Source organism: Pseudomonas sp. DR208, assembly GCF_019823005.1.
Classification (GTDB): Bacteria; Pseudomonadota; Gammaproteobacteria; order Pseudomonadales; family Pseudomonadaceae; genus Aquipseudomonas; species Aquipseudomonas extremorientalis.
Window position 1 is genome coordinate 4,091,727 of sequence record NZ_CP081944.1, and the last position, 21,149, is coordinate 4,112,875.

General features: G+C 64.4%; 7 protein-coding genes. 3 read left to right on the forward strand and 4 right to left on the reverse strand.

Annotated elements, in window-relative coordinates:
- Window positions 1-21 precede the first annotated feature (21 nt).
- The 3 genes from K5K89_RS18395 to K5K89_RS18405 all read right to left on the reverse strand — a co-directional run bounded on the left by K5K89_RS18395 (window position 22) and on the right by K5K89_RS18405 (window position 3,487).
- A complete protein-coding gene (locus K5K89_RS18395) occupies window positions 22-1,605 on the reverse strand; it encodes a ShlB/FhaC/HecB family hemolysin secretion/activation protein (protein WP_222539984.1) in 1,584 nt (527 codons plus the stop codon).
- A 59-nt stretch (window positions 1,606-1,664) separates the two neighbouring features.
- Entirely contained in the window at window positions 1,665-2,258 is a 594-nt protein-coding gene (locus tag K5K89_RS18400) for a transposase (protein WP_071491225.1), read from the reverse strand.
- A 752-nt stretch (window positions 2,259-3,010) separates the two neighbouring features.
- A complete protein-coding gene (locus tag K5K89_RS18405; protein WP_222539985.1) occupies window positions 3,011-3,487 on the reverse strand; it encodes an Lrp/AsnC family transcriptional regulator in 477 nt (158 codons plus the stop codon).
- A 159-nt stretch (window positions 3,488-3,646) separates the two neighbouring features.
- Between K5K89_RS18405 and K5K89_RS18410 the strand changes: the two genes are divergently transcribed.
- From K5K89_RS18410 to K5K89_RS18420, 3 genes are all read left to right on the forward strand, one after another.
- A complete protein-coding gene (locus tag K5K89_RS18410) occupies window positions 3,647-5,434 on the forward strand; it encodes a tyrosinase family protein (RefSeq protein WP_222539986.1) in 1,788 nt (595 codons plus the stop codon).
- Window positions 5,431-7,164 (forward strand): hypothetical protein, encoded by a 1,734-nt coding sequence (locus tag K5K89_RS18415; RefSeq protein WP_222539987.1) that lies wholly within the window; start codon window positions 5,431-5,433, stop codon window positions 7,162-7,164. Before K5K89_RS18410 ends, K5K89_RS18415 begins: the two co-directional genes overlap by 4 nt.
- Window positions 7,165-7,231: 67 nt before the next feature.
- A complete protein-coding gene (locus K5K89_RS18420) occupies window positions 7,232-8,821 on the forward strand; it encodes a hypothetical protein (protein ID WP_083351581.1) in 1,590 nt (529 codons plus the stop codon).
- 67 nt (window positions 8,822-8,888) lie between these two features.
- Here K5K89_RS18420 and K5K89_RS18425 read toward each other — a convergent pair whose 3' ends face one another.
- Window positions 8,889-21,131, reverse strand: a complete 12,243-nt coding sequence (locus K5K89_RS18425) for a filamentous haemagglutinin family protein (protein WP_222539988.1) — start codon at window positions 21,129-21,131, stop codon at window positions 8,889-8,891.
- Window positions 21,132-21,149 lie beyond the last annotated feature (18 nt).

The window sequence follows — 21,149 nt, forward strand, 5'->3', positions numbered from 1 at the left end:
TGAAGTCTCCGGAAGAAAAAGTCAGAAAGTCGCCTGCACACTGAAGTGCAATCGCGAGTCCTGTTTCTGGGTGTTCGGTCCATCGAGCAGCGGGTAGCCCCAATCCAGGCTGCCGGACAACCATTTGCTCAAACTGGCGCGGGTGCCCAGGCCGACACTGGCCAGGCTGTATTCGTCTTCTTGCTCGGGCAGCGGGTCGTGCAGGCGCATGCGCGCGCCTTCGGCGAACGCATAAAAGCGCCACTCCTGCACATAACTGCCGAGGAACTTGGCCAGGGACGGCGTGCGCAGCTCCTGGGAGAGCAAGTAACCCTCATCCCCGGTGCGCTCCGCCGCCAGGTAACCGCGCACCGAAGTGGCGCCGCCGGCGGAATACTGCTCGTTGGAAACCAGCGGCCCCGACGCGAGCTGGAAGCCGCCCTTGGTTGCCGACTGCCAATCGTTGGCAAAGGTGTAGGTGTAATTCAGGTCGCCCTTGAGCACGGCGAAACTGGCGCTGGCCTTGTAGCGCTTGTAGTCGAACTCTTCGGCATCGCTGCCGTAGCCGAAGAACGCGCGGGTGCCCACCACCAGGTTCAGGCCCAGGCCCAACTGGGATTGTTCGGTGTAGCGAAAGCCGTTGTAACCCAAGGTGAACGGTGCGTACTTGAGCGGCACCTGGTCGCTGCTGGAGCCGAATTTCATCTGCTCGTCGAAGTCCTTGAAGTCCACGCCGAACGAGAACGAATGGGCCCAATTACCCGCCGCCGGCAGGTTGTAGATGGCCGACACGCCGTAGGAATGGCCCTTGCCCAACACGTTACTGCCGCCGATGGTGGCGATGTTGCTGTCGGACTGGTAACCCGAGAACTGCAAGGTCCAGCGCTCGTTCAACGGCGCACTGTAGGAACCGGACCAGACCTTGGCGTTGTCGGTGTCCTGGGGCGCGGTGAAGTAGGTCAGGGAAATGCTGTGGCCCAGCTGCCAGAGGTTGTCGTAACCCAGCGTGGCGACCGAACGCAGCTTCTCGGTGTCGGCGCTGTAGTCGTTGTTCAGGCCGAGGGTGGCGTGCCAGGGGTTCTGGTCTTCCACCTGCAGGTCCACATCCATCGTGCCCGGGCGCTGGCCTTCGCGCACCAGCGGCGTGACCTGGCGCCCGGCACTGCGATTGAGGCCGGCCAACTGGGTTTGCACCGTGGCAAAGTCCGGCACCGCGCCCTCCTCCAGGGCCGGCACCTGCTCGCGGATTTCCACCGGTGAATAATGCTTGGCGCCGACCACCCGTACGCGGCCAACCTTGGTTTCGCTCACCTGCAGGTAGACGATGCCGTCATCGACCTTCTGCTCCGGCAGCTCTACAAACACCGACTGGTAGCCACGCGCCTGGTAGATCTTCTGCAATGCATCGCGGGCACCTTCGATATCGTCCAGGGTCTTTTGCGGCCCCAGGAACGGGTACACCGCCTCCTCGATCGTCGCCGCATCGAGCACGGTATTGCCGCGCACGAAGTACTCATTGACGTCGACCCTGCGCGCCGCCGCCTCTTCCTCGGCCAACACCGGTTGCGCCAGGCTCCCCAGCGTTACGCAACACAGCGCCAGCGTTAATTTGAACAGATGCTCCACACCGCCCCCTGACTGTCTGATTGTTTGCACCGTCGCCGAATGCCCGGCGTACGGCCTGCTCAATTGCTGGTGATCGCGGTGTTGCCGTGGCGTGCCAGCCAGGTGTGCAACAAGGCGAAGTTCAACGAGAACTCCGGCATGTGCAGCAAGGCGCCACAAAACACGTCACCGATGATTTTCTGGATGAGTTGCACCGCACGCGGGTTGTTCAGCAGCGTGGCGATGTCGCGAGTCAGGACATGAACACTCCAGACCTTCTGGTTGAGGTCCAGGCCGACGAACCAGCGGAACAGCAGGTTGTAGTTCAGCTGTTCATGCAGTTGCTGCTCGCTGGGCACCGAATACAGCAGTTGCAGCAGCAGGATCTGCAGCACGGTCGGCGCAGGGATCGACATCACGGGTTCGGCGGTGAGCCAGTCACGGTGCTGGTCGAGCACTTCGTCGATCTGCGGGCGCAGCAACACCAGGGAATGGCCTGCCGGGATATAGCTGGCCACTTCCTTGCGGGCGCCCTGCCAGTCCTCCTGGGAGACAATCCATACCCAGGGTGCGCCGTAGCGATAGACCGACACCGGCTTCTTGCGCGCCGCTTCGACGATCTTCGACAGGCGCTGGTCGAGCTCCTGCATGCCCACTTTCGAGTAACGTTCCATAGTTCCCATCGCCCCACTCCTGGCATCCTGCTTGCGGCTGAAAAGCTCACCTTTCTGGTGGGCTCAAGCGCGTTACACAGAGGAGACGGGAGTGGCCATGGGCTACCGAACTTTTGTCATGAAAGCTTCATTTGGGATTGGGTGGGGGGCAATTCTTGGTGGTGTGTATATCCGTTATTTGGGTAACGGCGGCTATTGGTTCCGCCCTTACGGCGGCTCACTTTTGAAAAGCCGGAATGCCGGCCCAGTCAAAAGTAAGCAAAACGCTCTTGCCCCAACACTCGGCACCTCGCTTAGGCTCGGTGTGCCCGTAATCCGACAGGGATTTGGGGGGCCGCCTAACATCAAAATCAAAAGCAGATCAAAAGCCAGAGCCAGAGCCAGAGCCAGAGCCAGAGCAAACCACCCTTCAACTGATACATGAAGATCAAACTGTGGGAGGGGGCTTGCCCCCGATGGCGGTGTGTCAGCCAACTCATCAGTGACTGACCCACTGCCATCGGGGGCAAGCCCCTCCCACACTTTGACCGAGTACCGGCCATACAATCCGGTCGGCTCCAAGGCCGCCGCGCTCTTGCTTTTGATCTGGGATCGCCCCGTCAAACACGCTGGCCGAACCTAGGCGAAGTGCCGAGTGTTGGGGCGAAGGCCTTTTGCTTACTTTTGGCTGGGCCGGCTTCCGGCCTTTCCAAAAGTGAGCCGCTGTAAGAGCGGAACCCTAAGTAGCCGTTACCGAAGAAACGGATATGTACTCAACTTCGAGAACGAAACCCAACCCCCTGCAACGGCAACTCATAAGACTTCTTAACCGTCCTAACCACCAACGTCGACGAATAGGTCCGAATCGGAATATCCCGATAAGTCTCCAGAAACCGATAGATATACTCGGTGTACTCCGCAGCATCCCGAAACTTCGCCACCATCACAAAATCAAACTCCCCCGTCATCAGGTAACAATCCTGAATCTCCGGATGAGTCGAAAGGATGTGCTGCATCTTGCGGTCAATATCCTGGCTATCCCTGTCCAGCTTGATCAGGAAAAACGCCGTCACCTGAATACCCAATTTGCGTTCATCCAGCACCGCTACCTTGGCCTTGATGATCCCCACGCTCTCCATGCGGCGAATCCGCCGATAACAACTGGTGGAAGACAGCCCCACGCTGTCGCTCAACAACTCCAGGCTCTGGTCGCAATCCTTCTGCAACTTGCCCAGGATCTTCAAATCCATGGCGTCTGTCATCGGTTCCGAATCGTCCTTGAAAAAATGCAATGAATACGTCGCAAAGACGGGCCAATTTGCACAAATCCTGCGCAGTGGCTAGTTAACATCGTTCCAGCTTAGCAGCCCGGCCAACACCTGGCCTGAAGGCGGCATGAGAGGGATCTTATGATAGTCGCGAAACCGACATGGACCGGTGATATCAAGGCGCTGTTCAGCGCCCCCTACTGGATACCCGCCGCCCAGCGCGCCGCCGTCGCCGCCACCTGGGTCGGTTGCATGAACGCCTATGAGGTGTTCCTGGAAGACCCGGCCTCGGTCAAGACCTGGTCGCAAACCATCTACCAGCACCTGGCCTCGCGCAACATGCCGCTGACCACCGATCAGCAACAGTTCTGGCCGATGGATGCCCTGGAAACCTTCCGCCTTTGGGTCAACCAGGGTTGGCGGCTGGACAGCATCTCGCCGTTTGACCTGGCCGAGCGCATTCCGCCACCGGCATTGCCACACCCGGTCAAGCGTGTGCGCCAGGACATCCGCTCCCTGAGCCCCGAAGCACTGAACCTGTACCGCGCCAAGCTGGATGACGTAATGCACATCGGCGACCCCGACAGTGGCTCGCCCTGGCAGCGCTATGCCTACATCCACACCAACTGGTGCCTGCATTACCAGGAAGCCTTCGCCCTGTGGCACCGCGCTTACCTGCTGTACCTGGAAGCACTGATCGACTGCGCGATCCCCTACTGGGACTGGATGGCCGCAGACGCCAGTGTCGACGGCAGCCCCCAGGCCGGCTTGCCCCAGGCGTTCCTCGATGAAACCTACGTGCACCCCCGCACCGGTGAGGTGCGGCGTAACCCGTTGCGTTATGCGGCGGCCAAGGATGGCTGCTCCAAGGTCTGCGCCACCGCGCCGGTCGAGGGTGTCGACTGCCTGTACGTGCAGCGCAACCCGCTGTTCTACACCCAGGGCGAGGCCTTTCGGTTCGAGCGCACCCAGCTGTATGGCATGAGCCGGATCTTCCAGCAGCAGGTGGTCGATGCGCTGGCGTTCACCACCTTCAGCCAGCCCCAGGGTGTGCCAGGCTATCCGTGGGCCAACATCACGGCCTTCGACCCGCCGCAACCGGACAACCTGTACCCCAACCGTGCGCTGAATTTCGACGGACTCTACGAGCAGCCCCACGACAACTATCACGGCTGGATCGGCGGCGACATGGCCGACAACGCCTACACCGCCTTCGACCCGGTATTCTGCTCCTATCACGCCAACATCGACCGCATGCTGGAGGTCTGGATCCGCGCCAACCCGGCGGCGCAGTACACCACCCAATGCCTGTTGCAACCCTTCGCCGGGCATCAGGCCGATGACGTGACCTTCACCAGCGCCGACGCCTGGCGCTACACCACCCTCGGCGACATGGCCCAGGACAGCCGGCACATCGGCTACGACTATGGCACGCCAGTCGCCCCGCAGTTCGGCGCGGCCAAGGCTGCGTGCTGCCGTCAGTCCCAGGCGGCAGGCACCGGTCCGTGGGTGGTGTTCGACCATGTGCGCTGCACCCACGACACCTACCTGATCGACGCCTTCCTCAACCAGCCCGACGCCACCGCGCAACACGCCCGCGCCGATAACCCGCATTACGTCGGGCGCTTCAGCCGCATCGGCATGGGCCTGGTCGACGACAAGGGCCGCTGCGTCACCCTGGGCGTGTCGCGGGCGCTGAACGCTGCGCGCAATGCCCGGGTACTCAAGCTCAAACCGACCGACACAGCGCAGTTATCGCTGGTCGTGACCCACTCCGATAGTGGCCAGGTATTGACGGCCGATGCATACGCGCCGCTGCCTGGCTTTATCGCCGAACTGGTGTGGGACGACCCGCGCCAAACCTCTGCCGGCCCCGCTCCGGGCGCCGGTTGCTGCTCCACCAACACCGATGCTGGAGAACCGACATGAGCACACCCTTCACCCAATTCACCTCCCCTGCCGAACAAGCGCCCAAGGACTACAACAAGTTGGGCCTGGAGGACCAGTTGCCGGCGTTCGAAACCGACTGGAACAACAACGTCACCGGCTGGACCCAGATGTCGATCATCGGCAACCCCTGGTCCAACCTCAACGATGCACCGCGCTCGGGCTATTACAACCCGCTGGAGAGCGGCTACGGCACGCTGACGCCAAAGACCATCACCTGGCAGCCCTTCCCCAATCGGCTGTGGACGTTTTTCTATAACGAGGGCGCTGCCGTGGTCCCGCAACTGGGCGGCAAGGCCATGACCCTGGACCAGGTGATGCAACTGACCGACCACGGCCAGATCACCCTCAACGACACCCTCTATTCGCTGTACCCGGACCCCAAGGCCACCCAACTGCAGATCCCCAGCGTGCTGTGCAAATCCATCAACTGGAACGGCCCCTACGCCGACTTTTCGCCCTCGGGTCCACGGGGCTGGCTGGACGAATACTGCGAGTGGTCGATCACCCGCGACCCCGACGGCAACATGCGCAGCATCATGTTCACCAGCGAGAACCCGGCGTATTTCCTGACCATGTGGAACATCGACCCGGGTGCCGTGCTGGGCCTGTACCAGGCGTATGTCGACCCGCAGGTGAAACTCGAAGACCTGTACCTGCGCTACACCGCCGACGGCCCGACCGGCAAAGCCGGCGAACCGGTACTCGACCCCACCACCGGCCAGCCCGCCTACGACACCGTGAACAAATGGAACAGCGGCACCGTGCGCATACCGGGCGTGTCGGGCGGCGCGATGCACCTGACTTCCGGCCCCAATACCCTGAGTGCCGAGATCTACCTGGCGGCGGCGGCCACCATCCTGCGGCCACTCACCAGCAGCCAGAACCAGCAGAGCCTGATCTGCTGCGCGCAATACGGGCAGAACTACCGCAACTCCGACCCGCATATCGGGTTCTCCGCGAACCAGGCGGCGGTCAACAACCTGATCTCGTTGACCAACCCTATCGGCCTGTACCTGCAGCAACCCAAGTCCTTCAGCACCTGGAAAGGCCCGCAAGGCCAGGATGTCAGCAGCTACTGGCGCGTTACCCGTGGCACCGCCGGCACCGGCCCGAACAACTCCGACCAGATTCTCCAGGCGGTCTTCGAGGTGCCGGCCAGCGCGGGGTTTTCGATCAATGAGATCACCATCAACGGCACGCCGATCGACTACGTGTGGGTGATCGCCAACGAACTGAACGTGGCCCTCAGCGTGACCCCTGCGCCGCTCACGGCCCAGCCCAAGGAGTGTGCCTGCGTGGCTGCCAACACCACCGATGCGCAACCCTGGCCCGTGCAGTTGCTGCCGATTGACCTGTTCTACGGCCAATCCCCCAGCGACTTGCCAGCCAGCTTTGCCCCCGGCAGCTCGGGCCAGTTCGTGCTGGTGGTACAAGGCGCCGACCCGAACACCACGGCGGCGGATGCACGGGTGCAGTTCTCCAACCCGGGCATCACGGCCCAGGTCACGCAGTTCCTGCCGGATGCCTCGGCGATTCCCGGCCAGACCGACGGCGGCGGCACCCAGGGCTACATCATGACCATCACCGTCAGCAGCAACGCGGCGCCGGGGCTGGTCAGCGTGCGTGCGCTGAACCCCAGCGAAGCGGCCAACCCGAGTGCCTCCGAGCACCCCTGGGAAAGCGGCCTGGCCCTGGTGCCCAGCGCCTGAGTGCCTCCCGGCCGCCCATGCCTGGCCTGGGCGGCCGCCCCTTGAGTCTTGAGCAAGGAATGCGATCATGAACGGATGGCTTCGCCCGCTGCGCCGGGCACGCTTGCGTATTGCCTGCGCAATCACCTGCACCCTTCTCCCACTGCTGGCCGCCACACCGGCCAATGCCGCCTCGGACGCCCAGAGCTGCGTCAGCCAGCTGGTGTTCGATCCCACCAGCGGCGGCTTCCTGCCGGTGAACAATTTCGGCACCGAGCAGGCTTTTCTCAATTGTTTCGGCTGGCAGTTGTTCATCGCCATGAACTGGCCGGTCAATCCCGGCTGGCCGGCCAACCCAAGCCTGGCCGGTGAGCCGGACACCCAAAGCAGCGCGGCCCAGTTCGGCGTGCCGCCAACCCCCGGCCAACCGATGAGCAATGCCCCGGTGTGGGCCAGCTACAAGGATGCCAGCGAAATCTTCCTGCCCGGCGCGGCCAAGCCGTCCGGCTGGGGCGTGGAAACCCTGGTGCCGTCCAATTGCACCGCCACCGGCAACCTCAAGGCGTTTGCCACGGGGGCGCGTAAATTCATCACCGCCACCTCGGAAAGCGCGATCAACCGCAAGCACCGCTTCCACCTGTCCAGCGGCACCCAGGTGACCCTGCCGGATTCGATCATGGAAGCGTCCGGCGGCTGGCTCACGGACCAGTCGGGCAACCTGGTGTTTTTCGAGCGCAAGGTGGGCAAGGCCGAGTTCGACTACATCGTCGATAACGGTTTGTACGACGCCGCCAACCAGCTGATCGTGGCGCAAAACAGCGACAACCGACACCCCGCCGGCCTGTCACTGCCGGCCGGCAAGCCGGTGCGCGAGCTGCCGGCCAAGGCGCTGCCCCAGGAGGAGCTGGGTGCCCTGGAACTCAAGGCGGCCTGGCGCGTGCTCACCAACAAGCCCGACTTGTACGGGCGCTACCTGACCACCGTGGCCTGGCTGCAACGCCCGGACACGCTGCAATGCACCCAGGAAGTGATAGGCCTGGTAGGGCTGCATATCATCAACAAGACCCAGACCCAGCCGAACTTCATCTGGACCACCTTCGAGCAGATCGACAACGTGCCCGATGGCGGCGCCGCCCCACCCCAGGGCTACAGCTTCAACAACCCCGAGTGCACCGGCGATGCCTGCGCGCCAAACGTCGCCCGCGTGCAGTGCGACGCCACCCACACGCCGCCCGACTGCACGCCCCTGGACCAGCCGGTGCAGGCCACCCGGCTCAACGCCACGCCCCAGGACATGCAGGCGCTGAACACGGCGGTGCAGCAGACCTTCGCCCAGCAGACCCAGGGCCAGTCGGTGTTCCAGTACTACAAACTGGTGAACGTGCTGTGGTCCAAGACGCCCAACGCCCCCAACGATCCAGGCCCTGGGCCGAACGTGAAGGTGCCGCTGTCCTATGGGCCGTTTGTCAGCGACCAGAGTGTCGTGGTCGCCAACACCACGATGGAAACCTACGTGCAGACAGACAACTGCAATGACTGCCACCAGTACGCGGCGATTGCCGGCAAATCCGGGCTGGCGTCGGACTTCTCGTTCCTGTTCGGCAATGCCGACTCGGCGAAAAATACGCGGCTGATCAAACGCATCGAGTCGTTCAAGACCCTCAAGGACAACCCGTAACCGGCGCAAAAAAAGGGGCGATCATTGATCGCCCCGAACGGTACATCGAGAGGTCCCTTCCAACGCCTTACAAACTGATCTGCTTGCGCTCCTCATCCGTCAGCCGCGCTCGCGCCTGTTCGCTCAGCGGCCCGGCGCCCAGCACCTGCACCGGGCTGTTGGGGTTGTAGCCGGAGGTTTTCTGCGCCGGCGCAGGCTCCTGCGGCAACGGTTCGGTGCCCAGGCTCAACACTTCCACGGTCATGATCGACGGCCTGCCCTGTTTGGCGGCCGCCTGCTGGCTGCGCGCCGCGTCTTCCGCGGCCTGGGACGCCGCCGCTCCGGCCGCGCTGGACGACGTCATGGCGTTGGTGTTGACCGCAGCAGACACCGGCACCCCGGACGACTTGCCCTGGCTCTGGATATTCGCCGCGTTCACCACGCGCAAGGCGGCAATGTTGACGTTGCCGGACACACGAATGCCCGCCTCGCCGGCATCGATGGTGCCCAGCGGTGCGATCAGGTCGATGTCCCCCGCCGGCACTTCCGGGATCGGGTTGAGCGTGGCGATCCCCGCACCGGTACTCGGCACCGACGGCGACAGGCCGACGTTGCCCCAGTTGTCATACACACGCTTGGGCGGCGTATACACCACGGTGGTCTTGGAACCGCGCCCGGCGTTGATGTCGCCTTCGCTGGTCCAGCCCATGATCGAGCCGCCGAAGGTGGTCATGATGCGGCTCTGGCCCAGCAGGATGCTGCCCAGGGAATACAGCTGGATATCCCCCGCGCCCTGGGTGATCACCCCCGCCGTCGACGGTGGCGCCGCGCCTTCGATACCGAAGGTCTGGCTGCCGCCCGGCGTGAGCATCTGGATGGAACCCCCGAAGTTGGTGTGCACACCCGCGCCACCGAACATCGTGATGTCGCCTTTGTAGGTGATCGGGTTGCCGGCCACGTCCTTGTCCGGGAACAGCGCCGCAATCGCCGCGCGGCCACGCAGGTAGCTGCCCTGGCGCACGCTGCCAGCGGTGTTGTACTCACGGCCGGCGGCCTTGAACTCGGCGAAGTACACGTCGCGAGCGAACACCCGTTGTTGCTCGGCGGGGAGCGCCGCGTAGTAAGTGCGGGCCTGTTCTGCGTCTCCGGTAAACCCGAAGCGCTCGACCAGCCAGGCGAGCAATTCCCTCTCGTAGGTCTTGGCGACCTTGCTGCCCTGGATCGACTCACCCGGCAGCGCCAGGTTGGCGGGGTTCAAGTAAGCCTCGACAAACCGACGGTAGTCCGGCCCCTTGGGCCCGACACCGGCTTGCAGGACGATGCTGGCACCCGCTCGGTTGTCGCCGGCCGCCACGGCGCCCAGACTGTTCACGCCCACCTGATCGTCCATCTGGATAGTGCGCCCGGCCGTCAGCTCAAGGGTCCCGGGGCCCGCGACATTAAAACTGCTGTAGAGGATGTCGCGCCCGGCGCTGGCAATGGAGATATCAGTCGCCCCCGTGTGCACGAACAGGTTACCGATGAACGTGTATTCACCGGTGCTCACGTCCCCGCCAAGGGCACCATTCAAGCGGGTGCCGCTGCTGACGATATCGCGCCCGGCGAGCATCCAGACCGGGCCTGCACCTTCGTAGTAGGTCTGACCGAAGCGTGGATCGTTTGCCCCATAGAGACTGAGCGCCCGTCCACTGTTGACCCCCAGCAGGTCACCGCTGAGCGCATAGAAACGCGCCGGTTCCAAGGCGCCGCCCCATGCCATGCTCGCGGTGTCAGGGCCAAACGCGAACAGCGGGTGAAGCCCCAGGCGTGCGATGTTGCCATCACTGGAAAGATTGCCGCTGCCTGCGACCGGCAAGCTGTTGATGAAGCCCAGGAACGCCGGACGCTGGATCGTCGCCAGGCTTTGCGGACTTGCGCTGGAACGGCTGATGGTCAAGTCGCCGCCGTAGATCGAATCGCCCGCCAGCAATTCCAGTTGACCGTTGGCCGACGGTGCCAGCACCAGCGCCTGCAATGGCTGCGGCACATTCGGGTTACTCGTCGACGCACGGCCGTAGTACAGGCTGCCGCTGGCGGCGACCGCACGCAATGTGGCGGGGTAGACCGCCGCCATATCGGTTTCCAGCGTCTGGGTCAGTGGTGTGAGGTTACCGCCGGAGGAGAACAGATCGACTGCCGTACGGTCGGTCCACAGGCTGAACCAGGTCTGTCCTACCCCGTTGACGCCTTCCTTTGCGTAGGCCAAGGCATTCATCTGCGGTACGCGGCCTGGATCGGCGACATCCTGGAGGACCAGGTCGCCCCGGGTAGCCAGGCTGAAGGTCGAATCCCCTGGCAGCAGGCTCAAGCCGCCGGCCGCCATGGCCGAGGTGGAGCGCAGCGGGTCGTAGGCGCGCACTTCGCTGGGGCTCTGGTCCCTGGACTGGTTGCCGTAACGCAAGGTCAGGCTGCCCAGGCTGCCGCCCGTCACCTGTACGTGGCCGCGCAGGTTCACCAACGAGCCATTGAGGTGATCGACGGTGACCTGACTGGCGGGGTTCAGCGCATCGCCCACCCGCAGGTTCAAGTCGCCACCACCGCTCAGTTGCACACTGCCATCGGCCGCGACCCGCCCTGTACCGCCGACCGCCAGAACGAGGCCTTGGCTGCGTGGGCTGACATTCTGGGCGGTTGACGACAGCGCACTGATGATTCCCGCATTGCCCCCCACATCAACCGTGAGGTTGCCGCCACCCAGGGTGCCGAACCCGGTAAAACCGACCATCTGGTCCGAACGCACGTTAGCGACGTAAGAACCGAAATTGATCCACCAGGCGGTCGCTTGTGCCTGGCTGCCCTCCAGGTTATTACCCTGTCGCCACAGCCAATTGCCGACATTGGCTGAATCCAGCCCCAGGTCGACAGGCACAGGACGCGCAACGCCATTCTGCGCAGGGCTGGTGATATTGCCGGTCAGGTCGCCCCCCACTTTGACCAGCACATTGCCGCCCGTGTCCGGGTACCAGGCGCGGTACAGGCTGTCGGGGCCACCGTTGACCCACTTTTCGTTACCGCCGACGTTACCCAGGACCTTGCCATTGCCGCCAAGGGCACGCTTGAGGTTATACGGGTCGCCAGCCGAGGTGCCCGTGGAGGAGCTGCCGGCGGTGTAGACACCGTACAACGACTCCATGCTCAGGTTGCCGCCTGCCAGCAAATCCAAGTCCGCAGCGCCGGTGCGGATGACACTGAAACGCGTACTGCCGCCCGCCAGCAAGGTGTAGGCATCGCCCTCGGACGAGCAATATTCCGGCATATCGTCACAAATCCCGGGGTAGGCGTAGCCATCATTCACATCGATGGGCTTGCCCACCATGCTGTTGTCGCCATAGACATCCAAAGAGCCCTGCTCGGTCCAGACCAGCGCACCCTGCCCGTACATCCCATAGTGACTGTCGGCCAACCGAAGGTTGCCGGTGACCGGGTGCGGTTGCAGCAGGCGACTGTCCGCCGCGCCGGTGTCCGCGCCGGCCACCAGCCGAATCGACCACGCTTGCGAGCCTTCCTCCAGCATCGGCGCAATCGCCCAGTTCTTGCCCTGGCGCCCGGCATCGGCGACACGCAGCTGTACCGACGCCGCACCGTCCGGCAACTTGACATCGGTACCCGACGGCAACAGCGCGCCACGGGGCAAGACTTTACTGCCTGCCAGCTTGAGGCTGGTAGCCAAAGGCACTCCCTTGGGCCAGATCAGCCCGTTGACATTGGCCGCACTGCCCAACAAGGTGCCGGCGTCCAGCGTGCTGCCGGCGGCGAGGGTCTGGCTCTGAACCAGCAGCGTGCCCGCGGCGAACAGCACATTGCCCGATGCGTCCCGCACGGCGGCGGCCAACACCGTCCCGGCAGGCAGCACCAAGGACTGGCTGAGCGTTGCCGCGACGGGCAACCGCGTGCCAGCAGGCAGGAACAGCGGCTGCGTCGGCACATCGAAATTGAGCGTCACGCCGCCTGGGAACAGGGTGCCATCCGCCAGGGTCACACCACTGCCCGGCACCACCACCGTGCCGCCGGTGTAGTCGATACCTGCACGCAGGACCCAGCCATTGTCATCATCGGTTTGCGGCGGCGGCGCAAAGCCGTCGTTGATGCTGCCGTAGATATTCAGGTCGCCACCGGCGCGCAGGGTCAGGCTGCCGGCCTCGGTAGGTTGGGTCGACTTGAGGCTGGCGTAGCGATAGCCGGACAAATCCAGGTCGCCCTGTACCACCAGGTCGCCGTCGGGCGTCTTGCTGATAATCTCCACACCAGGCCGCAGGTGGAAAACATCGCCGTAGGTGGCGTTATTCAGGCCTGCCAGTTTGTTCTGCAGCAGGTTGGTATTGCCGAGCGCAGCATTGATGAACGCCGTGCTCAGTGCGTGCTTGCCGTCGAGGTAGGCTTGGTCGATCGCCTGGTACGGACGTCCGTTCGGGGTGGCATCGGTCCTGGTCGGGGCATCGTCGTAGGTGACCATGCCATTGAGCGCGATGGAGCGTGCGCCGGTGATGGTCAGGCGCCCACTGGCATCGATGGCAATGTCATCGCCGCCCAGACGGGGCGCGTTGAGCTCCAGGGTGCCGAGACTGCGTCCGTCATTACCGGCCCCTGCCCCCGTGCCATGGCGCAGGTCGATGCGCACGCCATCGGCCAGGGTCAACTGGCCCTGGCCTGAGCCGAGCACAACGGTGGCGCGGTTCGGCGCGTCGATGACCTTGCCATAACTGTCCACGCGCACTTGCGTGCCATGGGCATCGAGCACCGCCGTACTGTCCAGGACCAGGCCGTTCCTGGCGGCCAGGTTGATGCTGCCGACGCGCTCGCCGCTGGCGTCTACCAGGCCGGTAACGCGCAGGCTGCCATTGTCTAGCGAAACGTTGACGCTGTTGGCCTTCACATCGCTGCCGATGATCAGATCGCCTTGCTTGAGCTGAAAGCTGCGCGAGCCATACACCTGGCCTTGATTGAGGCGTTGATTGAGGGCGGCGAACTGTTCATTCCATGTGCCGCTTGTGCCCAGCCGCTGGGCCTGGATCTCCACCGCGCCCGCCAGGTAAGGCACCCGCGTACCGCCGGCATCGTAGTCGCCGCTGCTGCCAGCGACGATCCTGCCCGCCAGGTCGACGGTGCCCGCCGCGCCCTCTACGGCCACCGCCCGCAGCCGACCCGCCTGGTTGTGCTGCGCCGACAGGTCGATGGTCGAACCGACCGCCTGCAGCACGTTGCCCGCACGGCTTTCCAGCAGGACCTCGCCGCCAGCGCTGTATTTAGTCAGGTCGTTGAAAGCAATGGCCCGGCCGGCCACATCGATCAAGGCCGCATCAGTCAACACCACATCGCCACGGGCGCCCAGGGTGAGCTTGCCGCTGGGCAATACCACCGCGCTGGCCAGGCGGATGCTGTCACCCTGCAAGGACAACTCGCCGCCAATGCCCTTCGCTTCGCCCACCGGCCCCGCCGAGGCGCGCACATCAATCGCGCCACCGGCTGTGATCCGGTTGACTGAGCCGGCTTCACCGCTCATCAACGGTGTGAGGATATTCAGGTTGCCGCCGTTGTAGGCAAAGCCCTTGATCGCGTCATAGGCGCCCTGACGCTGATACACCGAGAGGCTGCCCTTATGGTTGGCGGTGATGCGCTGGCTGGCGTTCAGGTTGACGTTGGCAAAGCCCAGGGCCAGGCGGTCAAAGGACTGGGTGGTGCTTGGCTGGGCAAAATCCCCATAGCCGAACTCGATGCGCTCGGCATGGATATCCAGGCGCCCGCTGCCGCTGCCGGCACCGTCAGTCACTGCCGCCACGGGCGGTGTCGCGGCCCCCTGCCAGATCAGGTTGGCGGTATGGATGGTGGCTACATCGTTGGCGCCGCCCGCACCATAAATAGCCGGCGTGGACAGCATCAGGTTGCTCAGCATCGACTTGCCAGTCGCCGAGTCATAAGTGTCCAGGGTCGTGGTGCCATAGAAGTTGAAGCTGTCGCGTGCCGACAGTTGCAGGGTTTCCAGGGCCGGCGCGCCAAATTGAGTGTCCCCCCGCAGCAGGCGCTCCAGGACTTGCTGGGTGAGGGTCATGCCCGCCGGCAGGCGATTGCCGGCAGCGGCGGCGGCCAAGGCTTCGGGGCTGCCGACGTTGATGCTGGATACGCCCAGGTTCAGGTGACGGGTGCCATAACGCACGTCCGCCCCCATCTGCAGGGTGCTGTCGGTCAAGGCAACGAGTGTGCCTTCGGAATACAAAGCGCTCTGGCCGCTGCACAGCGTGCCAGTGCAAGCCCCCAGCTCGATCCCGCCGCTGGTCACACCGGCCATCGGCGTTGCTGCGACCACGTTGAGCAGGCCGTTGGACACCGCCAGCATATTGGGCATGTTGTACACAAAGCCGTCACGTGCGTCATAACTGGCCTTGCCGCGACCGATGGTGTTGATCGAGGCCCCCTGTTCGACGGTTACCTTGCCGGTAGAGGACACCAGCAACACTTCCGGCGCCGCCAGGTTCGCGCCTTCGCGCAGGTTGATGTTGCTCAAGGCTCCGTTGGCCAGGTTGATGTAGTTGCCGCCCTGACCGTAGGTCACCACGGTCAGGCCACCGATCAACAGACGCGCCGCGCCGAGCGCGTTGAGGCTCTCGGCCTCGACGCTGATGCCGCTGAAACCCGGGGTTGCGCCCTTGCCTGCCGCGACGATCTCAATGTCCTTGCCCGTGCTCCTGTTGCCATTGGTCAACGCCACGGTGCCACCGTAACCGCCGTCGGCGGCCTCGAAGCGACCGATACCCTTGAACGAAAAGGCATTGGCACCCGCCCCCGGGCTGAGGTTCAGTTGCAGGGTCTTGGCATCCACCGGCAACAGCGCACGCGGCACCCCGAGGCGGGCCGCGTCGGCCACGGCGAATTGCGCATAACGGGTCTCGTTGTATTGGGAATAGCGGCGCAGGGTGTCGGCGGCGGTGAGGATCACCTGGCTCGCCGTACTGTTGCCGATGCCGGTATTGGCGATGGACAAGCGCCCCGCAGTGGACCATGAGCCGTTGCGCAGCAACTGGGTCGTGCCTTCGCTGCCGAGCCCCGCCAAGCCGTTGATTTCCAGGCGGAAGGCCCCCGGCATCAGGGCATAAGTGGACGGCATCAAGGTGTAGGTGCCCGCTGTCAGCCCCGGCACACCGGCACCGATCGTGATTTGCTGGCCAATCAACGGGTCGGTCGCCCCGCCCTCCGGCCCCACCGGGGCATAGCCCGGTTGCGCGCCCGGCACAATCGCGTAGACCGGGTTGGTGCCCAGCCCCGGCAACACAAAACCGCCGGTTGCCCCGAATTGCACCAGGGGGTTGTAGCGCGCATCGGTAGATCCGCCGCGCCCGGAAATAAACCCGGCCCCAAGCAGCTCGCCGCCACCGGAAAGGTCCACGGTAGCGTCAGGCTGCACCACCACCGATTCGCCACCCAGGACCATCCCGACATTCAGGCTGCCGTTCGCGTTAGGCAACGCCCCCTGCCCAAGGAACGTCACAGTCTTGCCGTTGTATTTGTAGACCTGGCCGTCTACCGTGCCGCCGTAGGGCAACACCAGTCCCTTGCCACTCACCGAGGTCAGGCTGCCGGGCAGCAGCTCGACGCGGCTGGCCCCGAGGTTGCCGATTTCGATCAGGCCCAGGGGCGCACGCACCACCCCGCCCTGCTTGATCGTCGGGCCGCCCAGTTGCAGGCGGCCAAACGCCGAGTACGGCATGGCGGCATCAGCAGTCCCCGTGCGCGCGATCGTCAAGGTACGGGTCGGGTCGTACTTGAAGCCAGAGAAGGCATCGATAAAACCGGCCAGCACCCGTGCGCCAACGTCCGTCGCCGGGTACAACTGCGCGGCGCGCAGCGTCATATCGCCTTTGGTCATCAACTGAGTACTGATGCCCTGCGCGATCACGTCCGCCCCGGCACCGGCCAGGAAGCGCAGGTCACCCTGGCTGCTCAACTGCACATCATCGAAGCCACGGCGATCGATGCTCTGCTTGCTGGCATCGCTCAGCGTCAGGTCACTCTGGTTGCCGAACAGCACATTGCCGCGCACGTCGATCAGATTGCCACTGGCCTGGAACAGCGCCTGGCTGCCACGTTGCGACAGGTTGGACGCCAGCACCGGATGCAGGTACTGGTCCTTGCTGGGGTCCAGCGGCGCAAGGATGCCGGCCAGCAGCAGATAAGGCGCAGACAGGTTGATGCGAGCGTTGGCGGCGGCGTTTTCGGCAAGGCCCATGGCGCCGCTGTACAGGCGCAGGCTTTGCCCCATGTTCAGCGACACATCACCGTCGAAGCTCAACACGCCGTTGCTGAGCAAGGCCAGGTTATCAAAGCCGCCGGTGGTGACCTGGTCCACACCGAGGCGGCCATGGCCGTACTCGAGGGTGTCCGGGAGGGGGCTGGCTTGATGGGACTGGCTGAGCACCAGTTCACGCACCTTGAGCATCGGGTCGGTGACCGCCGCCTTGAGGTAGTAAGGCGTTTCCAGTGCCAGCGATAAACTGCCGCCCGCCGCCGCGGCACCGCCGGCCCGGGCGACCAAGCTGCCATCCAGATACAGGCCATTGTTGGACGCAACGCTGATGCTGCCGCCATTGCTGGCCACCTGCACCCGGCCCTGGCCCGGAATGTCGAGCATCGCCTGGGCACCGGAAGCGTCCAGGCGCGCGCCGTCGCGCACCACCACAAACAGGTCGCTGGCCTTGACAATGCCGGTGGCCAGGTCAATTTCGCCGCCGAGGCTGATCCTGCCACCCTGGCCGACCTGGCCGTAGAGGCGCCCGCGATTGTCCGCGGCACTGATCGCACGGGCTGCCACATCGATCACCGCGTGGTCGCCGACCCAAATCGAGCGGTTATGCCCGGCGGCATTGGCCACCTCGGAACCGACAGCGGTCAGGCCTCCCAGATTGACGCTGCCGCCCCAGGCATTGAGCGTGCCGTTGACCGTCAACTGGCCGACGCTGCGCAGGTTGATGCTCTGGCCCGGGTCGACGTTGATCACCGCGCCCCGGCCCACTGTCAGGGCCGTGGTAGCCAGTTCGGCCGCCGTGGATTCCTGCCGACCGGCAGTCAGGCTCAGGCTGGCGCCACGGCGCTGGGTCAGCACGCCTTTGGCAGCGTCTTGCTGATACAGCGCAGGGGTCCAGCGCTCCAATACCGTGGCAGGGTCGCCTCCCGTTGGCGCAGCGGACGTCTGCTCGCCAAGGCGATACACCGGCGTGGTGACATCCACCTGGGTGCCGTCAGTGACCAGCAGGCCCTCGTTGCCGGTGATGTCATAGGCCGAGAAGCCCTTGTTGAAGAAGTCTTGCGCCAGTTGCACGGTGCCGACGTCAGGCGCCCCGGTGCTGTTGCCGATCTGTACCTTGCGGGCCTGCAACGCCAGGGTGCCGCCGCCATTGACACCATAACCGCGAATCTCGCCCTCTAGCCCCAGGCTGCCCAGTGCCCCCAAGGTCACGTCACCGCCCTTGCCGCCGATGAGCTTGCCATCCACGCCGAGCGTGGCGCCGGAAGACGCCTCCACCACGCTGCCTGACGCCAGGTTCAGGTTGCCGGTGCTGCGCAGCGACACCTTGCCGCCGTTCACATAGGCCACGCCTTCACCAAGGCTCGGGTCCAGCGCCAGGTTGTTCCAGCGCCCGGCGGCGTCCAGCTTGACGCCTGTCGCCACATCGACCCGTCCGCTGCCCGCGAGGATCACATCGCCGACGGTGTTGCCCGCGTTGAGGTTGACCTGAGTGAGGATGTTGCCCGCGTTGATACTGCCCCCCCGGGCGGTGAGATTGGCGTTGATACCGACCCCCGGCCCGAACAAGGTGATGTCGCCGCCGTCTGCCACCTTGAGCGCACCATTCACCGTGATCTGCTGCTTGGCGCCCACCTTGATCGCGCCCAGTTGGTAACCGTTGAGCGGGTCGCTGTCGAGCACCATCTGGCCCTGGCGATCCGCTGGCAGCGCCGTGGTGAGGTCCAGGCCATCGGCGATTTTCCGGGTATTGCCATCGATCAGCACCTGGTCGGTGGTGCCGCTCAGGGCATAGCGCAGCGTGCCGGTGGTCTTGTTGTAGATCGGAATGTACTGGCCGATGATCAACTGCGCCCGCTGGGCCATGGCCTTCTTGGATTGCTGGTAGCCATCGAGGTTGATGTTGGGCGCCTGGGTCTGCCGATCGCCCTGGAACACATCACTGATCAACTGACCTTCCAACACCGCACTGGTGGTGCCGACCACCAGTTTGCCGGCGTCGCGGCCTACGGTGTAGCCGGCCTCGTAGCGGCGTTGCGGCGCAATCAGCGGGTTGTAGTAATACTCGGTCTGGCCCCAGCGCGCGCTGGTGTCTTCATAGCCCTTGTAGAACCCCGAATAGAGGATGTCGCCGGGCGCCTTGGACAATTCATACAAGCGGCCATTGGGCCCCTTGAGCCAGGTCTGCTGGATGTAACCGGCCTGCACGTCCACGGTGCCGCCGGACAGGTTGATCTGCGCGCCCGTCTGAGTGACCACATCCTTGCCGGTAAAGGTCACCGTGCCGCCCTGGGCCATCCATTCGCCGACCGAATGTCCTTGAGTACCGAGGTAACCGCCCACTTCCAGCAAGCCGCCGGCGGTGTACCAGCGATCCGTCGCGTAACCGTTGGTGCCTGCCGGTACAAACACCAGCTCGCGCAGGTCGACCCACACATCGTTGTTGATCAGTTGCCCGCCGTCACGGTTCACCGGAGCATCACGCTGCTCGTTACCCTGCACGTTGATCTTGATCGTGTTGGATGCCATCGACACCTTGACGCCGACCGCGCCCGAGACGTCGATCATCGCGCCATCGCGCACCAGGCTGCGCCCGGTAGCGCTGACCGCCACCTGGCCGCCGGTGGCCAGGGTGATCGAACCCTTCTGGAAGTCCACGGAGCCACCGCTGACGATCTCGACGCGTGATTGGTCGGTACGGTCAGCCACGGCACTGAGGTGGTTGAACCGGCCGGTGATCAGGTTGGCGGGTGTTCCGTCGAGTTTGACCAGCCCGTTGTCTTTCTGGCTGTTGAGGGCGGTGCTGTCACTGGCGTCCAGCAAGATCGCGGTGGTGCTGCCCTCGCCCAGGGTCACGCTACCGGTGCTGTCGCTGGCAGCGTTGAGCAGATGAATCGTGCCGCGAGTGTCCACCGAGGTGCTGGCCAGCGCCACGCCGTTTTGCTGCACCTGGTGGCCGGTGAGGGTGATATCGCCGGTGGAGGCCATGATCAGGCCGCTGTTGGTGACTTTGCCTGCGCTGCTGCCAGGGTTGAGGCTGGTCGCCACCTCATTGCCACGCGTGGTGGAGCGGTCGTTGCCCGTGGTGCCGACACCCTTGCGGATGTAGAAACTGTCGCCGGCGGCCAGGGTGGTCTGGCCCTTGGCGGTGATGACGGTGCCGGCGTTTTCCACTTCGGTACCGAGCAGCAAGGCATAGCCGCCGGCGTCGGTGGAGGTGGCCGGATTGTGGGTCTGGATCAACGCACCGCGCTGCACCTGGACCTTGCCCGCCGCATCGGTGAAGGTCGGCTGGGTGCCGTTGGCATCGACGTAGAGGCCGCGTTGGGTGAACTGCTCGTCGGTGATGTTCGCGGCGGCCGCCACCAGGTTGCGCACGTTGACCTGGCTGGTGCCGCCGAACACCACGCCGTTGCGGTTCATGATCATCACCGTACCGGCGCCGTTGATCTGGCCCTGGATCTCACTGGGGCGCGCATTGGGATCGTTGACGCGGTTGAGCACCGCCCAACTGGCCTGCTGCTGGAAGTCCACGGTGGTGTTGCGCCCGACGTTGAACGTCTCCCAGTTGAGGATCGCCTTGTCGGCGGTCTGCTCGATGGTCACCGTGGTCTTGCCGCCGGACTGGATCTGGGTCGGGTTCTTGGCGTGGGTCCAACCCTGGGTCAGGCTGTTGTCGACCTGCAGGCCGCCCTTGCCCAGGCCATCGGGAATCGCCGAGACCTGACCGAACGCCGCCTGGCGCCCTGCCGCTTGCGCGGCCTGCTGGGCCGCAATGGCCGCGACACTGGTGTTCAAGGTACTGATGGAGCGCGCCAACTGCTGCTTGACCCGCGCCTGCTGGTTCAATGAAGGAATCCCCGGCACCTGGCCGGCACCGGTACGCGCTGCCGTGGCCGCCTGGGACGCGCCCTTGTCGGCAAACCAGCCGGAACTGAACGCCGTGGCTGCCTGGGCGTTACCCGCCACCATCAATAAGGCAATGGCATGGGCCAAAGGCTTGAGACGCAGGACGGTCTCGGGGGCTTTCAGGTTGACCGGCGATTTGCAGCGGACCATCGGGAATCTTCCTTCTTT

Coding starts and splice junctions, on each gene's coding strand:
- K5K89_RS18400 (WP_071491225.1), bottom strand. CDS start 2,258: ATGGAACGTTACTCGAAAGTGGGCATGCAGGAGCTCGACCAGCGCCTG.
- K5K89_RS18405 (WP_222539985.1), bottom strand. CDS start 3,487: ATGGATTTGAAGATCCTGGGCAAGTTGCAGAAGGATTGCGACCAGAGC.
- K5K89_RS18410 (WP_222539986.1), top strand. CDS start 3,647: ATGATAGTCGCGAAACCGACATGGACCGGTGATATCAAGGCGCTGTTC.
- K5K89_RS18415 (WP_222539987.1), top strand. CDS start 5,431: ATGAGCACACCCTTCACCCAATTCACCTCCCCTGCCGAACAAGCGCCC.
- K5K89_RS18420 (WP_083351581.1), top strand. CDS start 7,232: ATGAACGGATGGCTTCGCCCGCTGCGCCGGGCACGCTTGCGTATTGCC.
- K5K89_RS18425 (WP_222539988.1), bottom strand. CDS start 21,131: ATGGTCCGCTGCAAATCGCCGGTCAACCTGAAAGCCCCCGAGACCGTC.